Here is a 25655-nt window from a genome sequence, read left to right on the forward strand (position 1 = left end):
TTTCCTAAACGGGGTCGTCCGAAGACGCCACCACAGCTGAGTCCGCAACTTCCCCTGGGCCAGGTTTTTTGACGGGGTTGCCACCGCCAAGAAGCTTTCGGCCACGGTCCATGCGTGCGTCTAGTGTACTCGCCTAGTGTTTCTACTCATCAGGGCGGCGGCAAGGCGCGTGGGGCGGTTTTTTAGCTCCTCCTTCTCCATGCGCTCGACCGCTAACTCACGGCGCAATTTGGCAATCTCGTCTTCCAGCTCGGCCACGCTGCGGCTACCAAGAAGAGATGCCGTTGTCGGTGCCCAAGGGAACGCTGGCATCCTTGACCCAGTTTGCCAGCGTTCCCTTGGGCACCGACAGCCGTTGCACCGCTGCTTCCAGGGATAGTCCCTGTTCCAGTACGACCTTGACCGCTTCGGCTCGAAACTCGGGCGCATAAGTCCTCACATCTGTTCTCGTCATGCGTCCTCCCATTGATGCAGTTTATCAAACGGGAGTGTCCACAAAATTCAGGCTACCTCATGCCTAGCGCGCTTTGCTGCTGTGCGCGTATGCGTTGCAGATGGTGTACTAGCTTCGCATTGGCAGCATCTTCCTGGCCAGGCCGCATGCCTGGTGTGCGAAGCACGCTCCAGCGGCGAGCGCAAATATTACTTCACCAACCACCCGCCTAACACGCCGCGCAGAACGCTGGTACGCGCGATCAAGGCCCACTTGGCATGCGAGCAGGCGCATCAGCAGCTCAAGGATGAACTTGGCCTGGACCATTACGAAGGACGATCCTGGCTGGGGCTTCACCATCATGCGCTACTGACGATGATGGCATTTACCTCTCTGCAGCATCGACGCTTGGCCAGTAATTTACAAGCGGGGGAAAAAACCAGAAGCCAATGCACCGGGTCCGCCACCTCAGCCATCACTGCCGGCAGTACGCCGCGCCATTCTCGCCAAGCTACGCCCTGTCATTTGCCTTCGGTGTCCTCAATGCAGCGCCACAATACGTCTAATTCAACGTGAGTAACATGGCAGAGTAGTGGTAGTCGGGTCGAGCAAAATCAAATGACTTTTCTGAGGAATAGAATTTGTCGTCAGCACTTGGCATCCGGCAGCAAATCCCCCGTGAGGATGTGCTATGCATTCGATTACCTGAAAATCGACATTATCATGTCTTATGACCGTGCCAACTGGAAAGCATTCTTTGCTTTGGATTACCGTATCAAAATCGTTCATGATAAACACCACCTTTTGCCACGCAATTTTTTGTCAAACTGGTCTTTTGATATTATTACGGTTTTGATATAGCTACGCTATCCCACAAAGACGCTACAGCTGCAGCCGCTTAATACAGTCTGTTAGTCGGCAAAAAAAAGCTCATAGGCGATCTGGTTGAATGCCGGTGTGCGCCAACTCGATGTAGTCGCCTTACTTCTTGCGGATGATCTTAACCCCCGTACAGTCCATCTCGTTATACACAAGTCTGGTCTGCTGACATCGCACAGCATCGAAGGAATTGATGGCCCTTTGTATTGCGGAGTTGTAAACCTCAGCGAATGCGCATTTACTTTATGCATTTGGCAAGTCTATGAACAATCAGTCAGGGGTATGCGTGGACGAGGAGTTGGAGGCGCTAGACCTGGGTGATCGAAGGCGAGACCGGCGTGCAAAGGAGTTGCTGAAGCGGTTAGCGGCAAAGCCCAGCGAGAGCATCCCTGGTGCAGGCGACGGCTGGGCAGAGACCAAGGCAGCCTATCGATTTCTTGGTAATGATGAAGTCGAGTGGACCGCATAATGCAGCCGCATTGGGCGCGTACGGCCGAGCGCATGAAGCAGCATGCCGTAGTGCTGTGAATTGCTGACACGACCGAACGCGACTTTAACGGCCAGGACATGGAAGGCTTGGGGCCGTTGATCTTTGAAGCGCAGCGCGGCATGTACCTGCATCCGACTTACGCCGTCACCCTGGACCGGGAACCATTAGGGTTACTGGATGCGTGGATGTGGGCCCGCGAACCGCTGGATGAGAATGGACATCACGGCGGCATCAGGGAAAGTCCCCGTTGGATCGAGAGCTATGAACGCGTGGCCGAATAGGCAGCAACGTTGCCCGATACCCGTCTAGTCTATGTGACGGATCGGGAAGGCGATATCGCCACACTGATGGAGCAGGCCGATACGCGCGGTTATCCTCCCGACTGGTTGATCCGTGCCCAGCATAACCGCGACCTGGCAGAGGAAGGCAAGCTCTGGGACAATATGGAGGCTGGCGAAGTGCTCGGCGAGATTGCTTTGGTTCTGCCGAGGCGTGCCGGGCAGAAGGTCTGTGAAGACAGGCAGGAGCTAAAGGCAACCCGCCTGGCGTTGCCGGGCAAGCGACAGCTTGAGGTGACGTGCGTCGTGGCGCGGCAGATTGGGGCGCCGGCGGGGCTCAAGCCGGTGGTGTGGCGGCTGGTGACGAACCGCCAAGCACGAGGCTGAGATGCCATGATCGAGCGCATCGATTGTTACCGTGCCCGCTGGGAAATAGAATTAATTTTGAACGTGCTGAAAACCGGCTGCAAGGTCGAAGCCCTGCAGTTGTCGCAGATGTATCGGGTGGAACAGGCTCTGGTGCTGTACATGATCGTGGCGTGGCGCATCGCCCGGATCCTGCGCTTGGACAGGACCTGTCCGGACTTGGAAGCATCGCTGTTCTTCCATGCCGATGAGATCCCTGCGCCTATTTGCTGGCGAAGAAAGCAGGCCCCACGAGCCCGCCTACCCTTAACCAAAAGATCCGTATGATTGCATCGTTAGCCGGCTTTCTTGGTCGCAAAAGCGATGTCGAACCGGATGCCAAAACCCTTTGGATCGGACTTCAACGCACTGTGGATGCCGCCTTCACAATTCAGGCTCTTCGAATGGAAGATGCGTAACTTATGTATAACGAGATGACTTTAGCTGGCCCTTGAGCCTAAAAGGTGGGAGCAGCTCACCAGCGTGCGGAATTGGCAGTAATCATGCCGTCCTCCCACTTCTGACACGGATAGGTGCCGGTGTGGGCGAAGCAGGTGGTGCAAAACTACACGGTAGCCTATTAATACAGAGACATCCCTGGACGCCCTCCCGAAATTCAGCGACTAGTTATCCATTGTCAATACGTATATCCCGTCCAAGCCAGAAATCAGGGACCGGGACAAGTAAGAGATAATTACGGTACTAGAGCCTGCTCTGGGCTCGGAGTATGGCTTGGGCGGAAACCGCTTACAAGGACAAACTGGAAAGGATGGCATGCCCGACCCGCTATTGAAAAAACTAGCATCGCGCAATTTCATCGCAAGAGAAATGGTACGACTCTTCGGTCAAGAGGAAGCGCGACGCAACACGACCGGCCCGATGCGTGACGCGATCGAGCGCATTATTGCCGATATGCCCAAGCGTGAATGCCGGCCGAAAGGCACGAAATAATCTTTTTGTAAAGTTGCCTTGAGCCGATAATCATGGCGGACGCGCCCATGCACAGATCTTGCACGTCGCCTAAGATTGGAAATCTATGTACTGTCTGAAAACTATCGGGCGCCACGAAAACCTGTGCGAGTCTGGCAAGATGTGGGCGCTTCGAACTTGACGTAAATTTTCATGATCAAGACCAGTCTGTTTGCCAATCATGAGCGCGAAGCCAAGCTGAACCAGCTTGGTGATGCGCTGCAGGTGATGGAGCTGCATGTCGACTTCGCCGCCCGTGCGGCGGAGCTCGACCTTGCGGCGCCGCGCCCCAGCCGCGAGCGCGGCGGCCGTCCGCCTTTCCCAACCGAACTGGTGGTGCGGATGCTCTTGATCCAGCAGCTATTCAACCTGAGCGATGAGAAAATGGAATTCCAACTGCTCGACCGTTTGAGTTTCCAGCGCTTCGTCGGGTTACGTGCCAGCAGCCAGATCCCGGACCGGACGACGATCTGGACCTTCAAGGAGCGCCCGATCCAGGCTGACGCCAGCGAACGCGTGTTCGATGCCGTCAATCGTCAGTTGGCCCGGCCACGGCACGATTGTGCGCGGTGGCTAGATGATCGACGCGAGCATCGTGCAGGCGCCCAGGCAGTCGCTGAGCAAGGAAGAGAAAGCCATCGTCAGCGAAGGCGCGATGATGCCGGCTGACTGGAAGCCGGTCAAGCGGCGCCAGAAAGATATGGATGCGCGGGACGAAGAAACACGGCAAGTCTTACTTTGGCTTCAAGGTGTTGGCCAACGCCGACAAGGCTACAAGCTGGTGCGCAAGCTCTAGGTGAGCACGGCAAGCAAATACGAGTCCGGACCGACGATAAGGAGAATCACCACCTGATAACGAGCTTGGGAAACGACGCGCCCGCGCGCTGCTCGGCACATCCAAACACTTGGCTCGCTGATAGAGGCGAAATCACGTGTTATTCGAGGTGCCTTGCTCTCTTCGACGGTAGTGCGGTACGAACTAGAATACGAACGGCCTTCTGCGGCAGTACTTTCCAGAGGGTACAGCCCTGCCTCATTGGAGCGCGCGAGAGTTCTAGGCCATTGCCAATGCACTACATTCCAGGCTCGGAAAACGCTTGGCTGGAAGACACCGATCGAAGCCCTGTCGAGTACCTAAATTTGTTCAATAGTCTAGTGTTGCGACGACCGGTTGAATCCGCCCTATTCCAACCGAGATTATTTCAATCTAGAGCAATCCCGTGCTTCTCCATCAGCCGGTATAGCGTCATTCGCGACACCCCAAGCTCCCGCGCCGCCTTTGAAACATTGCGCCCAACCCGCTGCAGACTAAGGTGAATGGCTTCCCGTTCAGCCTGGGTGCGCGCATTGTCCAACCTGATCTGGATATGCGCCGGCTCCCTCGCCAGCCCGAGGTCCGTCGCAGCGATCAGCCGCCGGTCCGTCATGACCACCGCTCTCTGCACCCGGTTGAATAGCTCGCGTACATTACCCGGCCAGTCATGCGCCATCATCGCCGCTAGCGCCTGCTGGCTGAAGCCGTCCAGACGCCTGGCAGTGTCGCCGGTGCACTGCCGGAAGAAATGCTCGGCCAACATGGTGATATCGCCATTGCGCTCGCGCAGCGGCGGCACTGTCACTGCCAGTACGTTGAGCCGGTAGAACAGATCTTCCCGGAAGCGCCCGGCTGCAACCGCTTCTTCAAGGTTGACATGGGACGCCGCCACAACCCGCGCATCAACCCGCAGGCTGCGCGCCGAGCCTAGCCGGCTGATGGTCTTTTCCTGCAGGAAGCGCAGCAAGTTGGTTTGCAGGTCGAGGTTTAGGTCGCCGATTTCGTCCAGAAAGATGGTGCCGCCGTGAGCTGCCTCGATCAGCCCGCACCGCTCGCCGACCGCGCCGGTAAAGGAGCCGCGTTCGTGGCCGAACAGTTCTGAGTGCGCCAGCGAAGGCGAAATGGCGCCGCAGTTCACGGCGATGAAAGGACCGCCGGCGCGCACGGAAACACGGTGAATGGCCTGCGCCGCCAGCTCCTTGCCGCTGCCGCTTTCGCCGCCAATCAGCACGGGCGCGCTGGTGGCCGCCACTTTGCGGATGTGTACGCGAAGCTGCCCGATGGCAGCGCTCGTCCCGACCATGCCCAGACTGTCGCTGACCATGGTGCCGTCGGCCTGCTCGGCCCGCAGCAGCGCCCGGCCGTAGGCATGGCCGGCGGTGCGGACAAGATGGTCAGGATCGACCGGCAAGGTATGGTAGTCGAACAGGTAATTAACCAGCAGGTCACGCAGCGGCGCCGTCTGCATCACGCCCGCACCGCATATGGCTATCCACTCGGCCTGCCGCCAGTGGCGCATGCAGGCTTCGATTTCGGCTAACTGGGCCAGCGGCGCATGCCGCATCAGCAGCAGGCAAACCAGCGCCCTCGGCTGCGGCATGCGCTTCAACTGCTGCGCCGCCGATAGGCTGGTCGCCACGTGCACGTCCCAGCCGGCGACGCCCAGGTACGCCGCGATCGGATCGGGCTGTTCGTCCAGCGCGATGAGATTAAGTTTGCGCATCGGATCAGAGCGACATCGGCATGCGCAAGGTCAGGGTCAGGTCCGGCGTGTCGCGGGTGAGGCCGGCGCCGACTGATACGCTGAACGACGTCTTGTCGTTATAACGGTAGGCATACCCAAGCAGCATTGTCGCCAGGTTGGTGCGAACCGAGCCTGGCACGGTCACGCCATTCTGCCTGGTCCGGCCGACCGAATTGAGGTCGAAACCGAGGCTGAACGAGGACTTGTCATTCAGCGCCAGCCCCATGCCGAAGTTCATGCCAAGGATGGCGCCCGGTTCGACGGTACCAATGAATTCGGACTCGCCATTCAGCACGCGCCGGCTGATGTCGGTGCGCTTGAAGTTGTGCGTATAGCTGAAACTACCAAAGAAAACGGCCGGGTCTGACGGGAACAGCCAGGTCAGACCAGGTTGCAGCGAATAGAAACCTGAACCGGTAGGCAGGTCGATCGGCAGGCCGCTGCCGCTGGTATTGCCGACGCAGCGGGTCACGCAGTCGGTCACGACCTCGAACGGATCCTTGCCGGTGCGGCTCTTGAAGCGCAGCGAACCTATCATGTAGGGTCGCGTGGCGCCGCCTTCATTGAGTTGGTAGCGGCCCGTCACTTCGACGTCGCCCATGCCCTTGCCGCTGGTGTCGAACGCCGACTCGCTGGCCGTGCCGGTGAAGATCTCGCGGCTGATCGCCGAGTCCGAGCGGTACACATAGGGTAGCCTGGCTTCGATCTCGAACCGGTTGCTTACGCCGAAACGCCCGGTCAGCGCGCCGGTAAACGTATGGCGCTTGACTTCGCGCACGTCGACCAAACCGATCAGCAGCGCGGGAATGACCGTGTATCCGACCAGCGCGACCCGGTTGTTTGATGAATAGCCGTACTGCAGCGATGGCTCGAGCACCATCTTGCCGCGCGGCGTCAGAATGCCCGGCTGCTCGAAAAGCGGCGCGATGGTACGGGTTTCGGTAGCGGGTGCGGTCCCTACTTGCACCTGGCGCGGCGCGTCGGCCTGTACAACTTCGCTGGAAGCAGACGGTACGACTGCCTCCGGCGTCTCTGCCGCCACGCCGTTACCTGCGCCCCGGGAATTAGCAAGATAACCCGGTCCCGTTCCTAGTCCTAAAGCCTGTCGCACGTCGCCATTGCGCGCCTCTTGTTCGGCCAGCGCGCGCTTCAACCGCTCGAGTTCCCGGCCCTGCTGCTCGACCTGTCGCCGTAACCTGTCCAGTTCTGGGGGCTTGAACGATTTGCCGGCTGCCTGCTGAGCGAATGCACTTTCTGTTGAGAACGCGAGTATTGCGCAAGCAGCCGCCTGCGCGACCCATCCTTTTTTTTCTTTCACCCGAAACCTCCATGGTGCACGATTTTCTTGGCGCATCGGCTTCTTGTTGTTTTTAATTTTTCTTTTACAGTGTCGAAAATATAACAGAATTTTCTGGCTGCGCTCGCCCGGGGCCAGACGCCGCACTTGTTTATTGCGATAGCTTAAAGATAATTTAGAAGTTAGCTCTCGGAAGGTTCTGCCAGTTTTAAGCTCGTAATGCTTAATTTTTACGTTCAGGAAATCCTGTCACATTGCTGTGACAGCTTTACACCGGCCGTTAAGTGTTCCTTATCCTGATTCACGAGAATGATCGAAAGGTCCTGTAACGTAAAGCCGTCGCCAAATTGCCGCGCAGCTTGGTCAACAATGTCACGTTAACATTACATCCACCTCGTGCGCCTATGTAAATGGTGCTGGCCTGCCATGCCCTCAGCACCCGTACGTTCACCGGAAACGCAGCGGTAGTGTCAGAAAGCTGTGACACTTCTTAACGCCGTGAAGGCTTTTCCCCAGCCGGCTTGCCCTGGGGCGACCGCATGCCCTCGCAGTGCGCCGTACACGAGACATTAAAAAGTGGGCGCCGCAAACGTTTCAGGACGCAGTGGCACTGTTTTTGCAATAGGGGTCTTTTGTTGGTTAATTGCCAACGAGACGCGAATTTGCCCTGAACAAAAAAGAATGGAGAACGTATGAAAAAGTCTTTGATGGCAACTGCCATTGCACTTGCCTTTGGATTCACTACCCAGGCTTATGCCAACCCGGTGAATACCGGCACCAATGGCACCACGTCGGGAACCACCGGAAGCCAGACCGCGACGGCAACGTCCACGCAAAGCGGCGGCGCCAGCCCGCAGGCGAATGAAAATTCGACTGCCACCCTGGACAGCCGCACCAACCAGGCCTCGGGCGCGGCCACGGCCAGCGCAGCCCGCACTGTCGCCGCCAACAACGGTGCAACGTCCACCTTCACCAACGCGTTCAACGTGGCGACTGCGACTGCGACCAGCAGTTTGACCGGCACGGTCACAGGCAATACGATCAGCAACATCGGCAATATCGCCACCAATAATGGACCCGCCAACGGCGCGGTCGGCGGTGTGGGCACTGGCGGTAACGGCGCCGGCGGCACCGCTTCCGGCACCGGCGGTAACGGTGCTACAGCTACTGCCGGCAACGGCGCGGTCGGCGCGGTCGGCGGTTCGGCCACCAATGGCAGCGCGACCAACGGCGGCAGCACGGCCGGCGCTGGCGGCGCGGGCGGCACCGCGTCCAACGCAGCGAGCGGCGCCGGTGGCGCGGGCGGCGCGGGTGGTGCGGGCGGCGGCGGTGGCGCGGGCGGTCTGGTTACCAGCGGCGCAGGCGGCGGCGGCGGCGCCAGCGGCGCGGCTAACGGTGGCGGGGGCGGCGCGGGCGGTGCAGGCGCGGCTGGCGGTGCAGGCAACGGCGGTGCGATTGCCGCCAGCAATACGCCAGGCGGCGGCAATGGCGGCGCTGGCGGCCTTTCGGGTGCTGGCGGCGCAGGCGGCAGTGGGACCTCCGGCACCAACGCCGGCACCGGCGGCTCTACCACGACCGGCAGCGGCGGCAACGGCGCGTCGGCCGGAGCAGGCGGCGCAGCCACTTCTGGCGCTGGCGGCAACGGCGCCGCGAGCGGCAGCGCAGCCAGCACGGCGGGCAATGGGGCAGCAGGCGCGGCCGGCGGCAATGGCGGCGGCAGCGGCGCGGCGACCAACACCGCCGGCAACGGCGCAGCGGGCGGCCAGTCGACCAATGGCAGCGCGACCAATGGCGGCGCTACTGCCGGCAATGGCGGCAGCGGCGGTGCTGGCGGCAGCGGCAGCACTGGAGGGGCTGGCGGCACGGCTGGCACCCAGACCGCGCAGGGCGGCACCGGCGGCGTGGGTAATGGCGGCGTCGGCGGCGCCGGTGGCACCAGCAACGTCAACGCCGGTACTTTCAACATGTCGAATGCCATGTCCAGTGTCGGCCAGTCGGCCGCCGGCATCATGGTGGCGAGCCAAAACAGCGGCCTGTCCAGCCTGATCCAGCAAAGCGTCAACGTCCAGGCCAACCTGAGCGTCGGACGCTGATCGACCTGGCCACTGCCGGTTGCGAGCCTGTAAGGGCTTGCGGCCGGTGGCGGCCAGCGTTGCCTGGAACAGGATAACAAGGAGACACCATGCGACATCTAGCCGTACTCATGCTGGCGCTATGCGTCATTACGTCCTTGCCCGGCAAAGTGCTGGCGCAGGATGCAGCTCCCGCCCTTGCCAGCTTCGGCCCGGCATTGGCCAGCGACAGCCTCGCGGACTATCGCGGAGGCAGCGAGTTGGCCAGCAGCGAGCTGCGGCTGGCCGGCACCACCGCTGAAAACTCGGCAACCAACGTCGTCACCGGAGCCAACAGCATCAGCGCCAGCTCGTTCGCCAATATGAGCGGCATTCCGGTCGTCATACAGAATTCGGGCGCCAATGTGCTGATACAGAATGCCACCATCATCAACCTGCAATTGAACTGAGGCCGGATCATGAGGCATTGCATGCTGCTATGTGGAGCGGTCTTGCTGGGCGGGTTCGCGCATGGCGCCGATCTGCCTGCGCTGGGCGGCGTCCATTATTCAGTGCCGGTCAAGAGCATCAAGGAAGTGCGGCGCGCGTCGACCATGCTGCAACAATACGACTTCAGTTGCGGCTCGGCGGCGCTGGCAACCCTCCTGACCCATCATTACGATTACCCTGCCAACGAGCGAACGATCTTCGAGGACATGTATGCGCGCGGCGACCAGCAGAAAATCCGGAAAGAAGGCTTTTCGCTGCTCGACATGAAGAACTTCCTGGAGGCACGCGGATTTCGCGCCGACGGTTTTCACCAGCCTCTGGAGAAGCTGGCCGAAGCCGGTATTCCGGCCATCGTGCTGATCAGCGAGAACGGCTACAACCATTTCGTGGTGATCAAGGGCTTGCGTGGCGACCGCATCCTGCTAGGCGATCCGGCCAGCGGCACCCGGGTCATGCCGCGGGAGCGGTTCGACGCCGCCTGGAGAAACAAGCTGCTGTTCGTGGTCCACAACCGCATCGAGCAAGCCCGGTTCAACCAGGGGTCCGACTGGAGCGCCGCACCGCTGGCGCCGCTGGCCGGCAGTATCGGGCGCGACAGCCTGTCTAACATCACGCTGCCGAAGTTTGGCCCGGGCGACTTCTGATGCGCGCCATCCTCACCCTCTGCCTATGCCTGGCCGCAGGCCGTGCCGACGCCGACGGGCCGCTCTGGACCGCGGTCAACGACAGCACCTTGGCGTCTATGCGCGGGGGCTTTGACTTCGGCAACGGCCTGATGGTCTCGTTCGGCATCGAACGGGCGGTGTATATCAATGGTTCTCTGGTGACCAGCACGACGTTCAACGTCGGCGACCTGGCGCGAGTCACGCCGGAACAGGCAGCCCTGGTCAGCCGGCAGGAAGCGGCGATCAACCTAGTGCAGAATGGTCCGGGCAACGCGGCTGCGTTGACGAGCAGCGACCTTGCGACGCCGGGCACCGTGATTCAGAACACGCTGAGCAACCAAAACATCCAGAGCCAGACTATCATCAATGCCAGCACCAATGCACTCAGTATGATGAAGACGCTTAACACCCTTACGTCATTGCGAGACGCGCTGGGCAACAGCGTGCGCTAGAGCCTGGGCAGCCAGAAGGATATGGCTGCGCGCTGGACTAGGAAATACGGCAAGTCCTAATCATTGGCGCATGAAGTTTGACTCAAGCCGGAACGCAGTCAGTCGTCGTCGTCTTGAAAGCAGTTTCAGGTCACGCGACAATTACGTTGACAAGCGCTGGTAGGATTGCATGAATAACTCAAATTCGTTCGCCTGACTCGGGTGCGCAATCAGGTAACCTTGCGCCTCGTCACAAAAATTGTCTTTTAGAAACCTCAGTTGTTCAATAGATGTTACTCCCTCAGCAACCACCGATAGCCCGAGTTTTCTTGCCATGGCAATTGTTGCGGTCACAATCGTGGCGCTGTCTTCATCGTCTGGCAAGTTCTCGACAAACGATTGATCAATTTTTAGCGTATCGACCGGGAAGGTCCTGAGCTGGCTGAGGGACGAGTACCCAGTACCAAAGTCATCCACCGATAGTTTTATTCCCAAACCATTGATTTTCTTTAGGATATCCCGCGCTTTTCCAACGTCTTGCATGAATGCTGTTTCCGTGATCTCAAGTTCTAAAGTAGCGGCGTCAAGCCCGGTGTTGGCCAACGCATTGGTTAGCGTCTCATAAAGAACATCAGAGTGAAGCTGTCGTACCGAGATATTGACCGACATAGCCATCTCGGCAAACCCGGAGCGGTGCCAATTCGAAAGCTGGCTGCATGCTTTCTGAATAACCCATGTGCCGAGGGTATCGATGAGGCCCATATCTTCGGCCATCGATATAAATTGGCTCGGTAAAACCAAGCCTTCGTACGGGTGATTCCACCGGACGAGCACTTCTACGCACGAGATCATCCCAGTCGTCAAACTGATACGCGGCTGGTAATGCAACACCAATTGGTCTTCCTGCAGTGCACGGCGCAACGCGTTTTCCTGAAGCAATCGGTTCGCTGCCTTGGTACCCATGTCTGAGTGATATTCTTTATAGACGCCTTGTCCGACAGCCTTTGCCTCATACATCGCGAGATCAGCTTGCCGGATTAAGGCGGCTGGGTCGTCGCCCCCATCAGGATAGACACTGCTACCAATGCTCGTCGTAACCAGCAGCGTATGCCCAAACACGGTGACGGGCTTCGCAATCGATTCCAGAATATGGTAAGCCACATTCTTGATGTGGCTACGGTCATGAATGTTTTCCAGCACGATGACAAATTCATCCCCGCCAATACGGGCAACGGTATCGACTTCGCGAACCGCACCCTTGAGACGTTCGGCTACAACGCCGAGCAGCGTGTCCCCCTTGTCATGCCCTAAGCTGTCGTTGATGATTTTAAAGCGGTTCAAGTCAAGGAAGAGCACTGCTACGATAGCGGAAGTGCGTTTGGCGTGTTCAATCGCATGGCTCAACCGATCTTCAAGATAATAGCGGTTGGGAAGGCCAGTCAATGAATCATGCGTAGCCATGTGATGGATCTGGCGCTCATGGTTCCTGTGCACAGAATTGTCCTGTATGAGTGCATGCACCCCGATTATTTGACCGTTTGCCACATTGGGGATGAGCGTCGCGCTAATATCTACCCTACTCCCGTTTTTCCTCAGGAAAACGGTTTCAACTGTCTGAGGTGTGCCCCGTATTGCTGCAGCTACCCCTGCATTGACTAAATCCATATACTCCGGCGCAATAAGGGAAGGCCTTTGCTCGGATAACATATCGTCGGCGCTATAGCCAGACATCTGAACGAATGCCTGATTGACCGACGTAAGACGACCATCCGTGTTGAAATGGATCACTCCATCTGGATGGTGTTCAAACAGTAGCTGGAACCGCCGTTCACTTTCGACGAGCAGCATTTCCTGAACCTTGATTGCCTTCCGCGCGCTGATATCGGTATTTGAAATTAGGATGCGGAAAGGCGTTCCGTTGCGATCACGCTCTAGTGTATAGCGGCTCAATATGGACAACGTCGATCCATTTCGGGCTTGGCAAGTCACTTCGGCTTCCCAGTGCTCACTGGCTTCAAGTAAAACTTTGACAGCTTTTCTGTCGGGTGAACAAGTTACTCCCAGTAGATCGTAATAAATGCACCCTATCGCTTCCTGCTCCGAATAATGAAACATCGCGGTAGCACCGCTGCTCCAAAATTCAATCTCGTCATGCATATTGATTACGATGATTGCATCACGGGACAAATGTAATAGTGCGGCCTGCTGTCGCAGCATTTGCTCATGCTGATAGCGTTCGCTGTTGTCGCGGATGGACGATGTGAATAAAGTCTCATTACCCAGCTGAACCGGGATAACGGTCATCTCCAACGGCAATAAATTGCCATCTTTATGCATGCCGAAAACTTCCACTCGTCTGTTTATATTCTTCAGGATGCCGGTTTCCAGGAATCGCTTGACACCTTCCTCGTGGGCGGTGTGATGCTCAGGCGGAATGATCAGCGCAGTGAGTGGGTGGCCGATTGCTTCCTCGGCCGACCAACCAAATAGGGTTTCCGCATAAGGGCTCCAGACAAGGACGATGTTTTTGGAATCACTGACGATGAATGCATCTAATGTCTTTCGGAAAATCAAATCGAGCAGTTCTGCCGGAGCCAATACAAAATTTGCCTTGTCTATAGCCATTTTGCCCACTACTCCCATGTTGTACCAGTCAGCTGGATATCTTGATAAGTAAAAGAACTGATGATCACACTAACACCTGACCAGATCAGCGTTCTCGAACATAGTTATAAAATGTGCAACTAAGATAATATTTTTTTAGAATTATTTCATTACTTATTTGAGAAACTTTTTTCAGGTAATTTCAAATGTTGTGTCTGGCCAGTCTGAAGTATGGGCATCAGCCCGCGACTTTTTGGTTGGCGTAGAGGAAAGCAGTGAAAACCAAAGGCATCGCTAAGCTACGCATTGGCAGTGATTGTGATTCTTTTCCTCTGTGAGGGGTCGCCGTTGATCAGGCATGTCGCGCATTTTCAGCTCGCCGTTCAGCACCGCTACCGGAACCTGCACAAGAAGGTGTACCCCCTTATTCGTCCAACGCATCTGCCGCTTCTTCGCACAACGCAAACTAACCAATTCATTCACCGCCGATTCCGCGATGCTGCTACTGATCGGCATGCCGCGCCGATAACGCCATCCATAGTTGACCAAGTAATGGGCATTGGATTGGAGGTACCAATACGTCCCTCGCAGATTCCACCAAAGCGCCCTGTACGCCGCGTCTTCCGGGGCGAGACCAATCATGTCATGAAGGCTTTTCAGTCTTTCGACAGCTTCAAAACCCCTTCCATGCCACGTCAACCATTTTGCGGATGCGATTTCGTCTGGTAGTGAGTGCTCGTTAGGTACCGCCAGATCAGGAAACTTTTGCGCCGATTGTTCGATTACGCGAAATTTCATCGCGATATGAAACCAATCTAAAATCCAGATCAACGGCCTTTGGGACTCGTCGACCGCTTTTTCGAATTCGCCTGCGCCGTCGGAGACGATGGTGATCTTTTGGTCCGGCGCAGCGCCTTGCTCCGAGAGAAAATGGTCAAGGCGTGTCGCGGCCGACGTGACCTCCCGATTAACGTAGCCATACACTTTGCAACTGCCGTCGGCGAGGACAGCCCGGCCGGCGATGATGTTCACGTGACGTCCAGTGGACGGAACTCGCTTTGAGGGGAAATACTGCGCCAATTTGGCTTCGTCCTGTTCCTGTTGTGACGGTCGATGACGTAACCATGCCGATTTACTGCCAGGGCGATAATCTTGACCTTGCTGTTTGCGGGCGGGTAGGCACGTTCACCGCGAATGGCACTTTCGGTGGCGTGGTCCAGTTCTTGACCAACCGCCCATAAGCAGTTCTTGTGCCCAGAGACGGAGATCGCCTGATCGACCGGCAAAGTCTTTTTCAAGAGCGCCGTAGCGACCGCATACGGCAGGTGCGCTGCCCACTTGACCTGAAGGTATTCCAGTTCCGGGCTGAGGCGTCCGGCTAGCTCGGCTCCAAGCGGGCTAAGTGACTTGCTGCTCATGTCCCGACTGCATTTGTAGACACGCAGCTGAGGGCTGTCGATGGCCACCTTACCGAAAACCGTTAGATATCGGATCGTATGCTTGGCTTTGATGGACAAGGCTGCACCGCACTGTGGGCAGTATTTGGAAGCAACCAAGAAACCGTGCGCTTGGGCGTTGATCAAAACGCGCTGAGCCTCGTGCACCAGATTTTTGCCTTCGGCCAGGCTCAACCCCAACTGCTTCAGTTCACCATCGGCGCGTCCAAATTCAGCCAATCGGATCTGTACACTACGGCCAGCATTGTCTTCAAGTTGCGCCTCGATGACCATCCGCATGACTGTCTCCGTTATTGTTCTTAAGACAATAGTGTACTGCCAAATTTGACTGAACGGTGGCCTCCGGTTTTGACTGCTCTCCATTGCATGTAACTGCCGCCGGTGAATAAGCCCGGGCTTAAGTGGAGCAATTAGCCCAAGCCGTTCAGCAGGTAACCGGCGATACCGTCGAGGTCACCTTAGTCAACCAAAGATATGCTGGCGACAATGCGGCAAGCCAGGCTGCCAAGCATAGGTTCGGCCTTTTGGTGGTTAAACATACACGAGCCAAACAAGGCTTTGTATTGCTGCCGCGTCGCTAGCCTAAAGTGGCTGAGAATTTGCGTACTACCTGAAAACCGCTGGCTCCATTGGACACAATTGTACAAAGTGTGGGGAGTTCCTTTCTAGCTAGGCTCTCTGGAACTGCGAAACTCGCCGTTGTCGCTATGCGGGCTAATTTCATTTCTAAAGGAAAATGCTGGGCGGCGCCTTTTGTGCCTCAAACTCTGAATGGCAACGGATTACTCCGCCATGTTGATCAATGAGGGTTTCGGCCTCTGCTTTCGCTGCTTCCGAGGCCAATTCCTTTGTATCAAAGCCTGCATCTTTGATCGGATTTCTGGCCTTTCCATTGACCATAAATGCGGCCGTCCACTTATCTCCTATTTTGGCAGGAAAGATTTCTACACTATTATTTTTATAACGGTAATGTTCCATAGATTCCGCATTCACAGTAGGTCGTTTCGTATTTAAATATAGCCGGCATTGGCTTGATGGTGATTGATCGTTCTCGCAATATCGCATTGTTGCCAATTTAGCGAAGGGAACAATACGCGGAGCTAAAAGGACTTATATATTCAAAGAATGGACACCGTAGCCAGATGAGCCAAGTTTTGCTGAGTCGGTCAGTTATTTCGCGTTGGTGCCCCCATGTTTCGATGCCAGCAAAGCTGCTTCCGACAGCGCAGCCTTGCTTCGGCAATCTCGGCTTCTCAACCATTGCGACGACGGCTCAGCCCCAGACCGAGGAGACCCAGCGCCATCAGCGCAATACTCGCTGGCTCGGGGACTGGGGAGGGGCCGGGTCCTGGTGGCACCGAACTGCCGCCAACAAATGTGACGTCCAATGAGCCGTTAATGACTTGCGTGCCATTCGGCGCAACCCCGTTGTTCAACTGAGCCGACTGGAAGGAAACGTTATAGAACGGGACCGGGGCAGTAAAATATTGGGTCCCAGCAGCGCTCAAGTTAAACGTCGTGTTCACGCCAAAATTGCCGCAGTTAATCCCACTGCCACTGCCGCTGCCACCTGCACCCGGACAGGTAGGCAAGGTCGGATCAAGCTGCCCCTGACCGGTAGTCGTTATGCCGTTTGCAAGCGCAATATCATCACTGTTGTTGCCTGTTACGAAAGGTGTAGTGCCCGTTCCCGGTTGGATAAATGTGGTATTCGAAGCAGGATCCAGAAATATGCTCAGATTCCCCGTCGGGTTGTAGATAAAGGTCGTTAGTGAACTAGCAGTAGTATAGGTGCCGCTTCCACGATATAGAGCATACAGACCATATTGATTGGCGGTAACGCCACCCAGCTGTGACGCAACCGGCGTACTTCCATTATTGGCGACAAATTGCCCAGCATTCCACCTCAGCGATACATCGAAAGTGCCGCTGCTTGGGCTGCCGTTAAAGGTCACGACCTCAGTGTAATTGCCGGTGATCTTATCCGCGTTCACGGTGCTACCAGTAGCGCCCGGAACGGGCGCTTCACTGACTGTGAAGTCCGGGAAAGATTGGGCAATTGCACTAGAAGTTGCTAGCGCAAAAACACTGACCAATGCACGCGTGAGTACAGTTTTCCTCGATAAATTATTCATGTCCGTTTCTCCAATTTAACAAATACCCCCTGCGAAAATAAATGCATAAATTGGGCCTATGTTCCTCTTATCGGTTAAATCAGTGATTAGAAAAGGATTTATTAAAGGGAAAAATCGGGTGTGTAAAAATATTCGACAGTTTTTTCTTGAATTGGATTAATTATTCACATTAATAACATTTCAAAAATTAAATATGACCGTTTCAACGAATCAAACTTGCATATCATTAAAATCTTTCTAACAAAGAGAGGTTTCAAGCCATACTTGGAATGGCTGTCTATGAATAGAGATCGCGTCGCATAGACAATGCTGCCTTAGCACAGTGACACGTCAACCGGAATTACATAAGGAAATCATCTTTCATCTGGGAACTACTAATGATGTACGCTTTAAACTAAATTCGCATATTTTCTTATAATCAACAATTCATAAAAGAAATATCGGTTGGATTTACATTCGTATAACATTCTTTACTTGAATATCTCATAAGCATCTGAATAAAAGTGTTTTTATTGTCCAGGCATGATTAATGCAATAGGAAACTTGTCGGGCTATAACAATAAAATTTTGAATTTTGGAAATAAAGATTTAGGGGCTAATCCAATCAGGGGAGGCACTGAAAGTTGAATATACTCAATGTCTATGAAGAAACAGAATGAAAAAAATGATGAGCAAGACTTTGGCAGCAGCAGCCATCACCACAGCATTGGGCGTCTTCAACTCCGGCGCAATGGCACAAGCGACCTTTCCGGATTTCCGAGTAAATGCAACGATTGCCGGCGGCACGCTCACTGGTATCACTGCAGACAAGATCACGGGTAATTATGTCGAGGTCATTACCTTCTTGGGGAATACCTTCCAGGCATCCCTGGTGTGGAATGCAGGTCAGTTCGTTTCGAACGATGGTACTACCCCGGTTGCCTCGAACCTCAGTTCCACTGGCGGCACCGGTGCTCAATACGGCCTCTATGCGCTGTACCAAGCATCCGGCACCTTCACCCAATCCGACGGCGTGACCACGTTCAACTTCACGCCGAGCGCCAGCAGCAGCCAGCGCCTGTTCCTCGATCCGAACTCCAACACCACGTTTGGCGCACCGGGAACCGGCGCCACGGCTTGGACCACGGGCAATGCGGGCGACGATCTGCAGATCGCCACCGGCACCCCAACCATTGGCCAGGGTACGCTGGCCCCGAACCTGCTACCTGCGGCAATGGCATCAATTGCGGCAGCTTCGGCGCCACCTCGACTTTCGCACTGAACGCCTCGGGCAGCCAGTACTTCACCGCACCGAATCCGTTATACAACGTGTCGTTCCAGTCCGGTCAGCTGAACAACTTCTCGCCAACCGGGACACAGACGATCAACGGCTCTCTGGACGTCGTGTTCAACAATGCGGTGCCTGAGCCGGCCAGCGTTGCACTGATCGGTCTGGGCCTGATGGGTCTGGGCCTGAGCTGTCGCCTTAAGCAAGCGTAAAAACGGTTTAGTCCGCTACGGTTTGTAGCTGGCTCTAATGGAATGGACGCATCATTTCTGATTGTGGACTTCCTGCACATCCACTTTGGCACTTCAATACCGTCTCAGGAAGGATGCGTCCATTCCATTAAAGCCCTTGATATATCACAATCTATATTGTTGTCGTGCCTTGGAAGTAATAATTTTCAATTTCGAATGACATGAAAATGTGTTTGGTGTTAGTTTATTGATGGAAATGCATTTGTGACTGTCAGCGAATAATAGTTTTGCATGCTAAAAATTTAAACTAAAACAATAGTTACGTGGTTTCTCAATTCTTGGGACAGGGAAGGCCTAAGAGACGCTGATTTATTCTGGCTTAAGTTGACTGCTGACGTTCTGCCAGAATGCTACGTGAGTCATTTTGGGGCAGAACGATGCAGTCGAGCTTTTCTGAACTGGAATATGCAGCCAAAAAGAAGGTAACGCGACGTGACCGGATTCTTGCGGAGATCGAGACCCTTACCCCATGGACCGATCTGGTCACGGTACTGGAACCTTGCTATCCGAAGGGCGAAGGCCGCGGACGACCGCCGATTGGTTTAGTGCGCATGCTTCGCATGTATATCGTCCAGCAATGCTTTGGCTTGTGGGATGAAGGCATGGAAGGTGCGGTCGACGACAGCCAGGCCATTCGCCGTTTCATTGGCATCGATCTGAGTGTCGATACCGCGCCCGATACGACCACATTGTTAAAGTTTCGTCGTCTGCTGGAAACGCACCATCTGACCAAGGTGGTGTTTGACACCATCAACGGCCACCTGGCCGCGAAGGGACTGCTGCTCAAGGAAGGCACTATCGTGGACGCCACGATCATTGCTGCGCCGCCTTCGACGAAGAACAAGGCTGGAGAACGCGACCCGGACATGCACCAGACAAAAAAGGGAAATGAGTGGCATTTCGGCATGAGAACGCGTATTGGCGTGGATGCCGCTTCTCGTCCATACCGTTGTGACTACCGCAGCCAATGTCAATGATGTGACGCAGGCTCATGCGCTGCTGCATGGAGAAGAGACGCACGCTTTTGGCGATGCAGTCTATACCGGCTTGACCAGGCGGGAAAAGAACCTGGCCAGTACTGTGACTTGGCACGTCGCCATGAAGCCGGGTAAGCGGCGCGTTTTACCGGACATGCCGTTGGGCGAATTACTGGAGAAGATTGAGCACGCCAAAGCGAGCATACGCGCCAAGGTCGAGCATCCGTTGCATGTGGTAAAGAATCTGTTTAGGCACCGCAAGACCCGCTATCGCGGCCTGGCGAAGAACACGGCTCAACTGCTAACGCTGTTTGGCATGGCGAACCTGATGCTAGCCAAGAAACGCTTGATAGCGATCCATGCCCAAGGTGGGTCCTGAGCAAGGGAAACCTGCGAATGTAGCAATAAAAAGCCTATCGCGCCGGCGAAAGTAGGCCCTCTGCGCGGCCCATTTCCCATCAAACACATACCCGTCGCGCGCGCCTTAAAACGCGCTAATAGTTTAGCGCCTCCCAAAGTCTTTTCGCGTATGGGAGCATATGGTGTCTTAACTGTCGGTTGGAGAAGCTCGCGTGAATCAGACTGTAGTCCCTTTACTTCTTCTCAGACTTGCGCCGCGATGCTGCAAAGCCGACGCAACCTTAATTTGCTTTTTATGCTGCAATTAATGTGTTGCATTTATGGAACGTATATGGCTGGATAGTTTTACAAGACGAGCTGCTGATATCTTTCCAGAATGACCGACGTATGGATGCTCGCTTTCGATGTTTTGCGGAAATCTCTTCAAGTGGCTTCGTATAGAACGGCAAAGAAATCAAATATTTCCCATTTGCGACCTCTACACCGCCCAGGCTCTTCCAGAATTTGTCGTAGGCATTGGTGAAATTACTGGCTTTGCCCTTGTTTTCATAGCAAATGTTGGCATCACCTTTTATCGCGACCACATAGTTACTGTGGACCGCTTCGGCAATTCCCTGCATAGCGGCGAAACAAAAAAAACTGGGGGAGTTGTTAGGAAACGCTTGGTTGAATGCTGCCAGCGCATCCTGAACGTGGGAGGAGGCACCTTGGTTGCGGGCAACAAGTGGGACAATGGGTTGTCCGAGGCCAGCGAAAGTGCCGTCAATCCAGTTGAAGCTTAAACAATGCAACGTTTTTCCGTTCATCAGTAAGCAAATGCTGAGTTCCCCTTCCGGCGCCCATCTCGGTGACAGCGTCAATGTGATCGCAAAGCGCTTGCCCGCCACCTCTCGCTCCCATAGCAAGAAACCACCTTTCCGGTAAAGGGTGGTTTTATACCGCGGGATGAAAGTGCGGTCTTCTAGCCGGTAATGCGCAAACCAATAGGCGATCCGAGTCCTTACCGGCAGATCCTCGCATAGATAAGAGCGCTGGCTCAAGTGGTGAAAAAGATCGATATTCCATTTGTCTGCTAGATGAAGACGGACGACATCAAGTTGCAGGAATTTCTTATGTTCCGGCAGGTAAGCCAGCACTCGCAGGCTACGCACGAAGCGCGCGATTAACGATTTCAGGCTTGCTTTTCGGCGATGGGCAAGTATGTCTGAGAGTAGGCGGCGGATGATCCATATAGTTGTAGGCATAAGTATTCTTTGATGAAAAGTCAGCCGGATTTCTCTTTGTAAGATCCGGCATGCCACAATGGGCTTAGCTGAACGAAAGCATCACTTAACTTGGGAAATGCCAAATACATACTGCTGAACATCAAAGAATACGTGTCTTGTGCCTTTCTTCGATACTTGACGCAAAAAAACCTGCTCCTGGCGGGCTTTAATAAAGCAGATGGGCTACTCACGCGTTCTTGCTCTTGGCTGACTTGCGGCGCGATGCGTAGAGGAAAGCAATTTTGTCTAAAAGGCGAGGGTAAATTTGTCTACATCGTGCCATCGAAATCGATTTTCATTTTGAATCAATTACTTAAGGCTGCATCGACGTTTCTGAGCAAGAACGGCAAGTGGAGAGCAGTCAAAACCAGAGGCATCGCTATGCTACGCATTGGCAGTGATCGTAATTCTCTTTTTCTGTGAATGTTCGCCGTCGATCAGGCAGGTCACGCATTTTCAGCTCGCCGTTGAGCACCGCTACCCGAACCTGCACAAGAAGGTGTGCCCCCTTATTCGTCCAACGCATCTGCCGCTTCTTCGCACAACGCAAACTGACCACTTCATTCACCGCCGATTCCGCGATGCTGCTGCTGATGGGCATACCGCGCCAATAACGCCATCCGTAGTTGACCAAGTACTGCGCAATGGATTCCAAGTACCAATACGTCCCGCGCAGATTCCACCAGAGCGCTCGGTACGCCGCGTCCTCCGCCGCGAGGCCAATCATGTCATGGAGGCCTTTCAGTCTTTCGACTGCTTCGGAACCCCTGCCATGCCACGTCAGCCATTTCGCGGATGCGATTTCATCCGGTACTGAGCGCCCATTGGGTGCCGACAGAACAGGAAACTTTTGCGCCGATTGCTCGATTGACCTTGCCCCGGTTCCACGTACAGCAGAAATCGATTAATTTCTGTGTACATGGAGGTCAACATGAGCGAAGAGAGCGTACCGAAGAGGCAATACACCGAGGAATTTAAGCTAGAGGCCGTTCGCCTAGCCGATTCGGTTGGCGGTCACGAGGCAGCCCGGCGGTTGGGGATTCCGACCGCGGCGTTAAGCAATTGGTCCCGGCGAAGGCGTAAAGCACCTGGCAAGGAAGCAATGGAGTCGGCGCCAAACGGTCAGGCACGCCGGTCGCCAACGGACTTGGAAGCCGAGGTTAGCCGGCTTCGCAAGGAACTGGCCAGTGCCAGACTGGACGTGGAAATCCTTCGAAAGGCAACGGCGTATTTCGCGAAGGGGTCGCGGTGAAATACGCCTGGATTGATACCAACCGCGACCACTACAGTGTCAGCCGGCTGTGCCGGGTGCTTGGGGTTTCTCGCACGGGCTACTGCCAGTGGCGAAGTCGTGCGCCCAGTGCACGCACTCAGGCCAATGCCATTCTGGATGCCCAGGTCAGGCAGATTCACGGTCACAGTCGCAGCAGTTACGGTCGCCCCAGGATTGTGCAGGCCCTTCGCCGCCAAGGCCTGCCCGTGGGCAGCGAGCGGGTTCGTCAGAGCTTGCGCCGGCTAGGCCTGCGCGCGGTCTACAAGCGCCCCTACCGGGTGACGACGGATTCGTCGCATCATCTGCCGGTGGCGCCCAACATACTGAATCGTCGCTTTGACGGCTGGCCGCCCAATCGTGCCTGGGTGGCGGATTTGACTTACATTGCCACGGCAGAGGGATGGCTTTATCTGGCGGTCATCATGGATCTGGCCAGTCGTCGGATTGTGGGCTGGTCGATGTCGGAACGGATGAAAGCCGGCCTGGTGTGCCAGGCGCTGCGCTCGGCATATGGACAGTGCCGGCCGCCTGTCGGTTTGATTTTACACAGCGATCAGGGAGTCCAGTACGCCAGCCGCGCCTACCGTCGCCTTGCTGCCGATTTCGGCATGCAGGTTTCCATGAGCCGCCGTGCCAACGCTTGGGATAATGCAGCGATGGAAAGTTTCTTCAAGACTTTGAAGGTAGAGCGGATTTACCAAGGACGATACGAAACACGGGCGCAAGCCCGACTCGACATCGTGAACTGGATCGAGGGCTTTTACAACCGACAGCGCCTTCATTCTTCCATTGGCTACCGTACTCCGATGGAGGTTGAAAACATGCTGAAAGCCGCATAACCTGCTGTACGTGAAACCGAGGCAGGATCATTCACGCCTTGGTTACCTGTCCCCTACAGTGTTTGCTCATACCTTCAAACATCTGCAGGCCGCCTGACACGAGAGTGTCCATTATTAATGGAATGGTCGCCCCCTCCTCAAACGGCATCGATGTGCCAAAGTAGCATCGGTTAACAACTACTGATACGAAAGGAGCGACCACCATGAAGCTTACGACGATTGGCATCGATTTGGCAAGAAACGTGTTCCAGGTCCATGGGGTAGATGCGCATGGAAAAGCTTCTCTTAAAAAGCAATTTAAGCGCGGCCAGATGGCGGCATTCTTCGCTAACCTGCCGCCTTGCCTGATCGGCATGGAAGCATGCGGCAGCGCGCATTACTGGGCGCGCAAGCTGCAAGCGTTGGGCCATACCGTCAAGTTGATGGCACCGCAATTCGTCAAACCCTATGTCAAGACCAATAAGCATGATGCAGCCGATGCCGAAACAATTTGTGAGGCGGTCCTGCGGCCCAATATGCGTTTCGTGCCAATCAAGGAAGTCGAGCAGCAGGGGGTACTGGCACTACATCGGGCACGGCAAGGCATGGTCAAAGCGAGAACTGCGCAAGCCAACCAGATCCGCGGCTTGCTCAGTGAATTCGGGCTGATCTTTCCGCAAGGGATCACGAATGTTTATCAACGCGTGCCAGCCTTGCTGGACGAAGCGAAAGAGGAACTTCCGGGCGTGTTCCGTGAACTGGTGCAAGGCCTGCTGGCGCATTTGAAAGAGTTGGACCGGCAGGTTGGGGAAATGGAATTGCAAATTCAGATCTGGCACCGGGCTAACGCGCTTAGTTGCAAGCTGGAGGCGGTCCCCGGCATCGGCCCGCTTACCGCCAGCGCACTAACCGCGTCAATCGGTGACGCAAAGAACTTTGCCAACGGACGGCAGTTGGCTGCGTGGCTAGGGCTGGTCCCGAAACAGCACTCGACAGGCGGCAAAACGAACCTGCAGGGTATAAGTAAGCGCGGCGACCCCTACTTGCGTACCTTGCTGATTCATGGCGCGCGAGCGGTGATCCTGCGAGCCGAACGCAACCTCAACGAGCAAAGTTGGCTACGTCGGCTAATCGGCCGGTGCAACAAGAATGTGGCGGCAGTAGCCTTGGCTAACAAGAATGCGCGCATCGTGTGGGCCTTGCTGGCCAAGGATGAAAGATTTCGGTCCGATTACGCTACCGCATAATCAGACCGGGCAAGAAAAATGTTCATGTAGACAATGAAATAGGAGAGGCAGTTGATTCCACCGATTGCACAGGCAATCATGAAGTGATGGCAAGACAGGTCGGACCGTGGACGGCAAAACCCGCTACTGTTAAGGCACCTCCAAGTGCGAACTATTGATTGAGGCGCCGTCGAGCATATTCCATCAGGGACAGAGGCAATAGCCTCAATTAAAGTCCGGATCTATGGCCGCAATCTTTACTTGCTTACCGTCATCGATTGGAGGCTTGGCAATCGGGGCGACCATCTATGACAGTCCACCTCATACAGCTAGGCTGCTTAGGAGTTCTCGCTCTTGGCTGACTTGCGACGCGATGCCGCGAAACCGAGCAAGCCCAAGCTAAAGAGGGAGAGAGAGGCCGGTTCGGGTACTTGTGATGTCTTTTCGAATACAGCAAGATCCTGATGCGTAGGGCTAACATACAGGCCTACTGAGTAGGTACTGACAGTCGGCAAATTATTGAGCCAAGTTTGAGCCAAGGCTCGCGCGCCATTCGACGTACCATCTGCTACTTTGAATGTCCCACCTGTCAGGTTATACGAACCCGAGTTTTCATTGACCACTTCCCAAGCTGCCAGCTGGAATGCTCCAGATGTCTCGCTATTGACAACCAAGCTCAAAGCTTCAGTAGCGAGGCGGCTAAGCGCGTCCACCTTGCTTTGCCCGAATGATGCGGTACTACCTACGCTGTAGTCGCTGACTGCTTGGCCAAAGTTGGTTAGCTGAAGAATATCTACGCACCAAGCGAGTAAAGACTTGTTGCCATCAGAAACTTTAAATCCTCCAGCCTGTACTACTGCTTGGTGTGCTGGCCATTGGATAGTGGTGATCGTGGGGTTGGCGTACTCCATACCGCTTACTGTGATCGTCATTGCAGCGGCCGGTAGGCTCATCGCTATAGTACTGATCGTTGCCACAGCAAAGCTCAACAGTGCTTTCTTCATAAAGTTCATGTCCGTTCCCTAGAGTTTGTCGTAGGCTTCGTGGCCTGTATTT

The 25655-nt window shown here is 55.3% G+C and carries 21 protein-coding genes and 4 pseudogenes; 14 read left to right on the top strand and 11 right to left on the bottom strand.

Going from position 1 to position 25655, the window contains the following annotated elements; all coding sequences use genetic code 11:
* Positions 1-265: 265 nt before the first annotated feature.
* On the bottom strand, positions 266-454 hold the full coding sequence (locus ABC383_RS23215; RefSeq protein WP_413017676.1) for a transposase: 189 nt from the start codon (positions 452-454) through the stop codon (positions 266-268).
* A 66-nt stretch (positions 455-520) separates the two neighbouring features.
* Between ABC383_RS23215 and ABC383_RS23220 the strand changes: the two are divergent.
* From ABC383_RS23220 to ABC383_RS23240, 5 genes and pseudogenes are all read left to right on the top strand, one after another.
* Positions 521-1009 (top strand): annotated as a pseudogene (locus tag ABC383_RS23220) (IS701 family transposase); the annotation flags it as partial.
* 565 nt (positions 1010-1574) lie between these two features.
* Positions 1575-2904, top strand: a pseudogene (locus tag ABC383_RS23225) (IS4 family transposase).
* Positions 2905-3259: 355 nt separating this feature from the next.
* Positions 3260-3436, top strand: coding sequence for a hypothetical protein (locus ABC383_RS23230; protein WP_413017678.1), 177 nt, complete (start codon positions 3260-3262; stop codon positions 3434-3436).
* 171 nt (positions 3437-3607) lie between these two features.
* Positions 3608-4123 (top strand): transposase, encoded by a 516-nt coding sequence (locus ABC383_RS23235; protein ID WP_413017680.1) that lies wholly within the window; start codon positions 3608-3610, stop codon positions 4121-4123.
* 314 nt (positions 4124-4437) lie between these two features.
* Positions 4438-4592, top strand: a pseudogene (locus ABC383_RS23240) (IS30 family transposase); the annotation flags it as partial.
* Between the two features lie 64 nt (positions 4593-4656).
* Here ABC383_RS23240 and ABC383_RS23245 read toward each other — a convergent pair.
* Together ABC383_RS23245 and ABC383_RS23250 are read right to left on the bottom strand one after the other, a co-directional pair.
* Positions 4657-5991 carry a sigma-54 dependent transcriptional regulator gene (locus ABC383_RS23245; protein ID WP_413017682.1) on the bottom strand — a complete coding sequence of 445 codons (1335 nt, stop codon included), beginning with the start codon at positions 5989-5991 and terminating at the stop codon, positions 4657-4659.
* Between the two features lie 4 nt (positions 5992-5995).
* A complete protein-coding gene (locus tag ABC383_RS23250) occupies positions 5996-7366 on the bottom strand; it encodes an acetate kinase (protein ID WP_413018466.1) in 1371 nt (456 codons plus the stop codon).
* Between the two features lie 635 nt (positions 7367-8001).
* Between ABC383_RS23250 and ABC383_RS23255 the strand changes: the two genes are divergently transcribed.
* The 4 genes from ABC383_RS23255 (at position 8002) to ABC383_RS23270 (ending at position 10987) form a co-directional block, all read left to right on the top strand.
* Complete coding sequence (locus ABC383_RS23255) at positions 8002-9402, top strand: hypothetical protein (protein WP_413017684.1); 1401 nt, start codon at positions 8002-8004, stop codon at positions 9400-9402.
* Between the two features lie 89 nt (positions 9403-9491).
* Positions 9492-9830, top strand: coding sequence for a hypothetical protein (locus tag ABC383_RS23260; protein WP_413017686.1), 339 nt, complete (start codon positions 9492-9494; stop codon positions 9828-9830).
* Positions 9831-9872: 42 nt separating this feature from the next.
* Entirely contained in the window at positions 9873-10514 is a 642-nt protein-coding gene (locus ABC383_RS23265) for a C39 family peptidase (protein WP_413017688.1), read from the top strand.
* A complete protein-coding gene (locus ABC383_RS23270) occupies positions 10514-10987 on the top strand; it encodes a hypothetical protein (protein ID WP_413017689.1) in 474 nt (157 codons plus the stop codon). The genes ABC383_RS23265 and ABC383_RS23270 overlap by 1 nt, the downstream gene beginning before the upstream one ends.
* A 141-nt stretch (positions 10988-11128) precedes the next feature.
* On the opposite strand, the gene ABC383_RS23275 is transcribed toward ABC383_RS23270, so the two are convergent.
* From ABC383_RS23275 to pepA (ABC383_RS23295), 5 genes are all read right to left on the bottom strand, one after another.
* Entirely contained in the window at positions 11129-13591 is a 2463-nt protein-coding gene (locus tag ABC383_RS23275) for a sensor domain-containing protein (RefSeq protein ID WP_413017691.1), read from the bottom strand.
* Between the two features lie 273 nt (positions 13592-13864).
* The gene (locus tag ABC383_RS23280) at positions 13865-14602 is read right to left on the bottom strand and encodes a hypothetical protein (RefSeq protein ID WP_413017692.1); all 738 of its coding nucleotides are present in this window, start codon (positions 14600-14602) and stop codon (positions 13865-13867) included.
* Positions 14599-15306, bottom strand: a complete 708-nt coding sequence (locus ABC383_RS23285) for a hypothetical protein (protein WP_413017694.1) — start codon at positions 15304-15306, stop codon at positions 14599-14601. Before ABC383_RS23285 ends, ABC383_RS23280 begins: the two co-directional genes overlap by 4 nt.
* 447 nt (positions 15307-15753) lie before the next feature.
* Positions 15754-16005 carry a hypothetical protein gene (locus tag ABC383_RS23290; RefSeq protein WP_413017696.1) on the bottom strand — a complete coding sequence of 84 codons (252 nt, stop codon included), beginning with the start codon at positions 16003-16005 and terminating at the stop codon, positions 15754-15756.
* Positions 16006-16280: 275 nt separating this feature from the next.
* On the bottom strand, positions 16281-17162 hold the full coding sequence (gene pepA / locus ABC383_RS23295) for a flocculation-associated PEP-CTERM protein PepA (protein WP_413017697.1): 882 nt from the start codon (positions 17160-17162) through the stop codon (positions 16281-16283).
* Between the two features lie 655 nt (positions 17163-17817).
* Here pepA (ABC383_RS23295) and pepA (ABC383_RS23300) point away from each other — a divergent pair.
* The 3 genes and pseudogenes from pepA (ABC383_RS23300) to ABC383_RS23310 all read left to right on the top strand — a co-directional run bounded on the left by pepA (ABC383_RS23300) (position 17818) and on the right by ABC383_RS23310 (position 20036).
* The gene (gene pepA / locus ABC383_RS23300; RefSeq protein WP_413017699.1) at positions 17818-18423 is read left to right on the top strand and encodes a flocculation-associated PEP-CTERM protein PepA; all 606 of its coding nucleotides are present in this window, start codon (positions 17818-17820) and stop codon (positions 18421-18423) included.
* Positions 18420-18641 (top strand): PEP-CTERM sorting domain-containing protein, encoded by a 222-nt coding sequence (locus ABC383_RS23305; protein WP_413018467.1) that lies wholly within the window; start codon positions 18420-18422, stop codon positions 18639-18641. The genes pepA (ABC383_RS23300) and ABC383_RS23305 overlap by 4 nt, the downstream gene beginning before the upstream one ends.
* Before the next feature lie 416 nt (positions 18642-19057).
* A pseudogene (locus ABC383_RS23310) lies at positions 19058-20036 on the top strand (IS5 family transposase).
* A gap of 274 nt (positions 20037-20310) precedes the next feature.
* Here ABC383_RS23310 and ABC383_RS23315 read toward each other — a convergent pair.
* Both ABC383_RS23315 and ABC383_RS23320 read right to left on the bottom strand, forming a co-directional pair.
* Positions 20311-21261 (bottom strand): DUF535 family protein, encoded by a 951-nt coding sequence (locus ABC383_RS23315; RefSeq protein ID WP_413017701.1) that lies wholly within the window; start codon positions 21259-21261, stop codon positions 20311-20313.
* A 400-nt stretch (positions 21262-21661) separates the two neighbouring features.
* Complete coding sequence (locus ABC383_RS23320; RefSeq protein WP_413017703.1) at positions 21662-22009, bottom strand: hypothetical protein; 348 nt, start codon at positions 22007-22009, stop codon at positions 21662-21664.
* A 192-nt stretch (positions 22010-22201) separates the two neighbouring features.
* Between ABC383_RS23320 and ABC383_RS23325 the strand changes: the two genes are divergently transcribed.
* Positions 22202-23394 (top strand): IS3 family transposase gene (locus tag ABC383_RS23325; protein ID WP_413017705.1). Its coding sequence is split into 2 segments (ribosomal slippage): positions 22202-22496 and positions 22496-23394, totalling 1194 coding nucleotides; the frame shifts between segments, so codons are not numbered across the junction.
* 203 nt (positions 23395-23597) lie between these two features.
* Positions 23598-24620: an IS110 family RNA-guided transposase gene (locus ABC383_RS23330; protein ID WP_413017707.1), complete on the top strand. Its 1023-nt coding sequence runs from the start codon at positions 23598-23600 to the stop codon at positions 24618-24620.
* 317 nt (positions 24621-24937) lie between these two features.
* On the opposite strand, the gene ABC383_RS23335 is transcribed toward ABC383_RS23330, so the two are convergent.
* Positions 24938-25612: a PEP-CTERM sorting domain-containing protein gene (locus ABC383_RS23335; RefSeq protein WP_413017709.1), complete on the bottom strand. Its 675-nt coding sequence runs from the start codon at positions 25610-25612 to the stop codon at positions 24938-24940.
* Between the last annotated feature and the right edge of the window lie 43 nt (positions 25613-25655).

It is taken from the genome of Noviherbaspirillum phoenicis (assembly GCF_047237965.1).
Classification (GTDB): Bacteria; Pseudomonadota; Gammaproteobacteria; order Burkholderiales; family Burkholderiaceae_D; genus Noviherbaspirillum_A.

What these genes read in the sequence shown, in the direction of transcription:
- ABC383_RS23215 (WP_413017676.1), bottom strand. Translation starts at nt 454, where the DNA reads ATGACGAGAACAGATGTGAGGACTTATGCGCCCGAGTTTCGAGCCGAA.
- ABC383_RS23230 (WP_413017678.1), top strand. Translation starts at nt 3,260, where the DNA reads ATGCCCGACCCGCTATTGAAAAAACTAGCATCGCGCAATTTCATCGCA.
- ABC383_RS23235 (WP_413017680.1), top strand. Translation starts at nt 3,608, where the DNA reads ATGATCAAGACCAGTCTGTTTGCCAATCATGAGCGCGAAGCCAAGCTG.
- ABC383_RS23245 (WP_413017682.1), bottom strand. Translation starts at nt 5,991, where the DNA reads ATGCGCAAACTTAATCTCATCGCGCTGGACGAACAGCCCGATCCGATC.
- ABC383_RS23250 (WP_413018466.1), bottom strand. Translation starts at nt 7,366, where the DNA reads ATGCGCCAAGAAAATCGTGCACCATGGAGGTTTCGGGTGAAAGAAAAA.
- ABC383_RS23255 (WP_413017684.1), top strand. Translation starts at nt 8,002, where the DNA reads ATGAAAAAGTCTTTGATGGCAACTGCCATTGCACTTGCCTTTGGATTC.
- ABC383_RS23260 (WP_413017686.1), top strand. Translation starts at nt 9,492, where the DNA reads ATGCGACATCTAGCCGTACTCATGCTGGCGCTATGCGTCATTACGTCC.
- ABC383_RS23270 (WP_413017689.1), top strand. Translation starts at nt 10,514, where the DNA reads ATGCGCGCCATCCTCACCCTCTGCCTATGCCTGGCCGCAGGCCGTGCC.
- ABC383_RS23275 (WP_413017691.1), bottom strand. Translation starts at nt 13,591, where the DNA reads ATGGCTATAGACAAGGCAAATTTTGTATTGGCTCCGGCAGAACTGCTC.
- ABC383_RS23285 (WP_413017694.1), bottom strand. Translation starts at nt 15,306, where the DNA reads ATGCGGATGGTCATCGAGGCGCAACTTGAAGACAATGCTGGCCGTAGT.
- ABC383_RS23290 (WP_413017696.1), bottom strand. Translation starts at nt 16,005, where the DNA reads ATGGAACATTACCGTTATAAAAATAATAGTGTAGAAATCTTTCCTGCC.
- pepA (WP_413017697.1), bottom strand. Translation starts at nt 17,162, where the DNA reads ATGAATAATTTATCGAGGAAAACTGTACTCACGCGTGCATTGGTCAGT.
- pepA (WP_413017699.1), top strand. Translation starts at nt 17,818, where the DNA reads ATGAAAAAAATGATGAGCAAGACTTTGGCAGCAGCAGCCATCACCACA.
- ABC383_RS23315 (WP_413017701.1), bottom strand. Translation starts at nt 21,261, where the DNA reads ATGCCTACAACTATATGGATCATCCGCCGCCTACTCTCAGACATACTT.
- ABC383_RS23320 (WP_413017703.1), bottom strand. Translation starts at nt 22,009, where the DNA reads ATGATTGGCCTCGCGGCGGAGGACGCGGCGTACCGAGCGCTCTGGTGG.
- ABC383_RS23330 (WP_413017707.1), top strand. Translation starts at nt 23,598, where the DNA reads ATGAAGCTTACGACGATTGGCATCGATTTGGCAAGAAACGTGTTCCAG.
- ABC383_RS23335 (WP_413017709.1), bottom strand. Translation starts at nt 25,612, where the DNA reads ATGAACTTTATGAAGAAAGCACTGTTGAGCTTTGCTGTGGCAACGATC.